This is a genomic window from Arthrobacter sp. Y3223164, assembly GCF_059091005.1.
Genome location: NZ_JBNHGF010000265.1, coordinates 1 through 4007 on the forward strand (window position 1 = coordinate 1; position 4007 = coordinate 4007).

At 69.8% G+C, this 4007-nt stretch carries 4 protein-coding genes; 2 read left to right on the top strand and 2 right to left on the bottom strand.

The annotated features are described in order from the left end of the window. The first annotated feature begins 373 nt into the window (after positions 1-373). Both AC5RUJ_RS12260 and ygfZ read left to right on the top strand, forming a co-directional pair. Positions 374-976, top strand: a complete 603-nt coding sequence (locus AC5RUJ_RS12260) for a nitrobindin family protein (RefSeq protein ID WP_494128932.1) — start codon at positions 374-376, stop codon at positions 974-976. Between the two features lie 43 nt (positions 977-1019). Then, positions 1020-2102 carry a CAF17-like 4Fe-4S cluster assembly/insertion protein YgfZ gene (gene ygfZ, locus AC5RUJ_RS12265; RefSeq protein WP_494128933.1) on the top strand — a complete coding sequence of 361 codons (1083 nt, stop codon included), beginning with the start codon at positions 1020-1022 and terminating at the stop codon, positions 2100-2102. A gap of 10 nt (positions 2103-2112) precedes the next feature. Here ygfZ and AC5RUJ_RS12270 read toward each other — a convergent pair whose 3' ends face one another. Together AC5RUJ_RS12270 and AC5RUJ_RS12275 are read right to left on the bottom strand one after the other, a co-directional pair. Continuing rightward, on the bottom strand, positions 2113-2817 hold the full coding sequence (locus AC5RUJ_RS12270; RefSeq protein WP_494128934.1) for a GNAT family N-acetyltransferase: 705 nt from the start codon (positions 2815-2817) through the stop codon (positions 2113-2115). Between the two features lie 21 nt (positions 2818-2838). Further along, a complete protein-coding gene (locus tag AC5RUJ_RS12275) occupies positions 2839-3867 on the bottom strand; it encodes a 6-phosphofructokinase (protein ID WP_494025422.1) in 1029 nt (342 codons plus the stop codon). Positions 3868-4007 lie beyond the last annotated feature (140 nt).

The window sequence follows — 4007 nt, forward strand, 5'->3', positions numbered from 1 at the left end:
GCCGTCGCCGGCATCATCCTGGTCAGTTTCCGCCGGCTCGTGCTGGCCGACGGCGGTCCCACCCGGCTGCCGGCGATGCTCGCCGTCGGCGCCGCCCCGGCAATGGCCGCCGGATCGCTGGTCTACTTCCTGGAGCGGATGCTGCTGCGCTGAAATGAGCGGGGCCCCCGAATGAGCGAGGTCACAGTGCGGGCAGGCGTCACGGGCAGGCATCCTGCGGCCGGGGCCGTTACTATGGAGCCATGTCGTATCTCGGTCTTGAAATTTTCTACCTGTCCCTGCTGGTCCTCGCCGGCCTTGGCATCGCGGGCTTTGCCTCGCTGGTGGTCTACCGCCTGTTCAAGGGCCAGAAGTAAGCGACCAAAGCTTAACAATGCCGATTGAACTCCCGACGGAGCTGACCCCGGAGCTGGTGCCGCTGTCCTGGCTGCTGGGTACCTGGGAAGGTGCCGGCCGGTTGGGTGCGGGCGAGGAGGGGGACGAACATTTCGTCCAGAAGGCCACGTTCGCGCAGAACGGCCTGCCCTACCTGCAGTACACCGCCGAGAGCTGGCTGACCGACGAGGATGGCAACCGGCTGCGCCCGCTGTCCGTGGAAACCGGCTTCTGGGCACTGGACCGCAAGCTCAACGACGCCGACGTCGGCCCGGGCCTGGTCCCCGCCGAAATCGTGCCGGCCCTGAAATCCGCGGACGAGGTCGAAGAGCTGCGCAACGCCGACGGCGGCTTCGATATCACCGCGACCATCGTGCACCCGGGCGGTATCTCCGAGCTCTACTACGGGCAGATCAAGGGCCCCCGCGTGCAGCTGAGCACCGACATGGTGATGCGCGGTTCGCAGTCCAAGGACTACAGTGCGGCCACGCGCATCTTCGGCTTGGTCAACAACGATCTTTACTGGCGCTGGGACGTGGCCGAGGCCAAGGGCAAGGACCTGGCCCCGCACGCCTCGGCGATCCTGGCCAAGCGCGCCTGACCGGGGAGGGAATTTGGCACGGCCGCCGGGAGTTGATGCCGGTATGACCTACCGCAGCCCTTTGCTCCTGCAACACGGCGCCGTCGAAGCCTCCGGGGCCGACGCCGGCGTCGCCGCCCACTACTCCGACCCGCTGCGCGAACAGCGCGCCCTGGCCCGCGGCGAGGCCGTCACGGACCTTTCCCACCGCGGGGTGGTGACGGTGGCCGGCGAAGACCGGCTGAGCTGGCTGAACACGCTCTCCTCGCAGCTGCTGCTGAACCTGAAGCCGGGCCAGTCCAGCGAAGCGCTGCTGCTCACCGTGCAGGGCCGGATCGAATACGACGCCCGCATCGTCGACGACGGCGAACGCACCTGGCTGATCGTCGAATCCTTCGAGGCGGCGCCGCTGGCCGCATGGCTGGACAGAATGAAGTTCATGCTGCGGGTAGAGGTTGCCGATGTCTCCGCCGACTGGGCCGTGGTGGGTTCGGTCAGGCCGGTCCCGGCCTTCGAGGGGAGCCTCGTGTGGCAGGACCCGTGGCCGCAGATCGGTGCCGGCGGCTATGCCTACACCGGCATCGAGGAACCCAAGCACCCCGGCCTGGAACGGTCCTGGTACGAATACCTGCTGCCGGCGGCCGACCTGGAATCGGCCGTCTCCGGGCTGCAGCTGGCCGGGGTCTGGGCCGCCGAGGCGCTGCGGATCGCCGCGTGGCGGCCACGGGTCGGGGCGGAGACCGACGAGAAGACCATCCCGCACGAACTGGACCTCATCCGCACCGCCGTGCACCTGGAGAAGGGCTGCTACAAGGGCCAGGAGACCATCGCCCGCGTGCACAACCTGGGCCGCCCGCCGCGCCGGCTGGTGTTCCTGCAGCTGGACGGCTCGCAGCACACGCTGCCGGTCCCGGGCAGCGACGTGATGCTCGGCGACAAGCGCGTCGGCGCGGTCACGTCCGCGGCGCAACACTACGAGATGGGACCGATTGCGCTGGCCGTGGTCAAGCGCTCGGTCGATCCGCTGGCGCAGCTGACCGTGCTGGACGACGGCGAGAGCTACGACGCCGCCCAGGAAGTGATTGTCACCCCCGACGCCGGCCAGGTGGTCGGCCGCCAGACCGGGTTCCTGCGCCCGCCGCGCTGAGCCGCCGCGGTCAGCTCCGCTTCTGCAGGATCACCGAGGTCTGGGTGCCCGCGTCCCAGAATCCCAGGCTCGCGGCCAGCGCGCGGGAGGCCCTGTTCTCTTCGTGCGAGCGCCACTGCGGAATGAGTCCGGAGGAGAGCGCCTCGTGGCCGGCGATCGCCGCGATCAACGCGCCGGCTCCGCGGCGCCGGTAGGCGGGGGCGGTCAGCACGCCAACGTGGCCGAGGATCTGCTGCCACTCCTGGTAGCCGGCGCCGGCCATCGGGGTGCTGCCGTCCAGCAGCACGAACGACTTGTCCATGCCGGCCAGCGCCGCTTCGTGCGTGTCATCGGGCGGGCACCTGTCTTCGAGCCGGGCGACGTCGCTGCCCGCGGTGGACACCAGGGCCTCCCGTTCGGGCTGGACCACCGGCAGGTCTTCGGCGTAAGACAGCACGGCCTTGCCCAGCCCGTGCCCGCCGTGCTCCCGGCTCAGCAGCATCAGCGTCTGGTGTTCGGCCAGGTCGTCGTCCGAGTACCGGGCGGCCGCGGCGAGGGCCCATTCCGGTCCCACCAGCGCTGAGCGGCCGAACAAGCGCACGAAGGTGAGCGTCCCGGCGTCCTCGTTGATCCTGGTCAGCCGGTCGCCGGCCGCGGTGAAGGCGTTGTCGGAGAATCCGAGCAACCGCGCCCACGCCAGCAGCACAATGTCAGCCGTCCCTGCGTCCAATCGCATACCTGCCACCCTACTGAACGCTTAGCCGAAGAGAACCCTTGCCTCGTCGTAACGATGCTGGGGGACGGTTTTTAGATTGTTCAGCGCCGACTCGAAGCCCACGTGCACGACGTCCGTTCCCTTCAGTGCCACCATGGAGCCCCAGCGCTTCTCCACCACCGAGTCCACGGCCGCCATGCCCAGGCGGGTGGCCAGCACGCGGTCGTAGCCGGAGGGGACCCCGCCGCGCTGGATGTGCCCCAGCGTGGTGGCGCGCGTTTCGATCCCGGTGCGGGCCTCCAGTTCGGGGGCCAGCCGCTCCCCGATGCCCCCGAGCCTCGGCCGCCCGAAACTGTCCACACCGCGCTCGGCGTGCGGGCCCAGTTCGCCGTCGGGCACCCAGCCCTCGGCCACCACCACCAGCGGGGCACGGCCGCGCTTCTGCGCGTGCAGCACCCAGTCGGACACCTGCTCCATGCTCACGCTCTGCTCGGGGATCAGGATGGCGTGCGCGCCGGTGGCCATGCCCGCGTGCAGCGCGATCCAGCCCACGTTGCGGCCCATCACCTCGGCGATCATGCAGCGGTGGTGCGATTCGCCGGTGGTGCGCAGCCGGTCGATCGCCTCGGTGGCGATCTGCACCGCGGTGTCGAAACCGAAGGTGTAGTCGGTGGCTTCCAGGTCGTTGTCGATGGTCTTGGGCACGCCGACGATCTTCAGCCCGCTCTGGGTGAGCCGGTAGGCGCCGGCCAGGGTGCCCTCGCCGCCGATCACGATCACCGCGTCCACGCCCAGCCGGTCCAGCGTCTGCTGGATCTTCTCCGGCCCGCCGTTGGGACCCTCGAACGGGTTGGTGCGCGAGGTGCCCAGGATCGTGCCGCCCTGCTTGGAGATGCCGCGCACCTGGTGCCGCGGCAGTTCCATGATGTCGCCCTCCAGCACGCCGCGCCAGCCGTCGCGGAAGCCGACAAACTCGTGCCCGTGCGCGGTGATGCCCTTGAGCACGATGCCGCGGATCACCGCATTCAGGCCGGGGCAATCCCCGCCGCTGGTCATGATGCCAATCCTCATGGGTACTCCTTCTCGGTTGCTGGCCGGTCGGCGCGAGCACCCCATTGAGCCCGCCTCAATCCTATGCAGGAACCGGGGCCCGAGTCATTCCGGCCGCGAGCGGCTCCGGCGGCGGGGAGCCCTGCCGGGCGGGACGGCGC

Coding starts and splice junctions, on each gene's coding strand:
- ygfZ (WP_494128933.1), top strand. CDS start 1,020: ATGACCTACCGCAGCCCTTTGCTCCTGCAACACGGCGCCGTCGAAGCC.
- AC5RUJ_RS12270 (WP_494128934.1), bottom strand. CDS start 2,817: ATGCGATTGGACGCAGGGACGGCTGACATTGTGCTGCTGGCGTGGGCG.
- AC5RUJ_RS12260 (WP_494128932.1), top strand. CDS start 374: ATGCCGATTGAACTCCCGACGGAGCTGACCCCGGAGCTGGTGCCGCTG.
- AC5RUJ_RS12275 (WP_494025422.1), bottom strand. CDS start 3,867: ATGAGGATTGGCATCATGACCAGCGGCGGGGATTGCCCCGGCCTGAAT.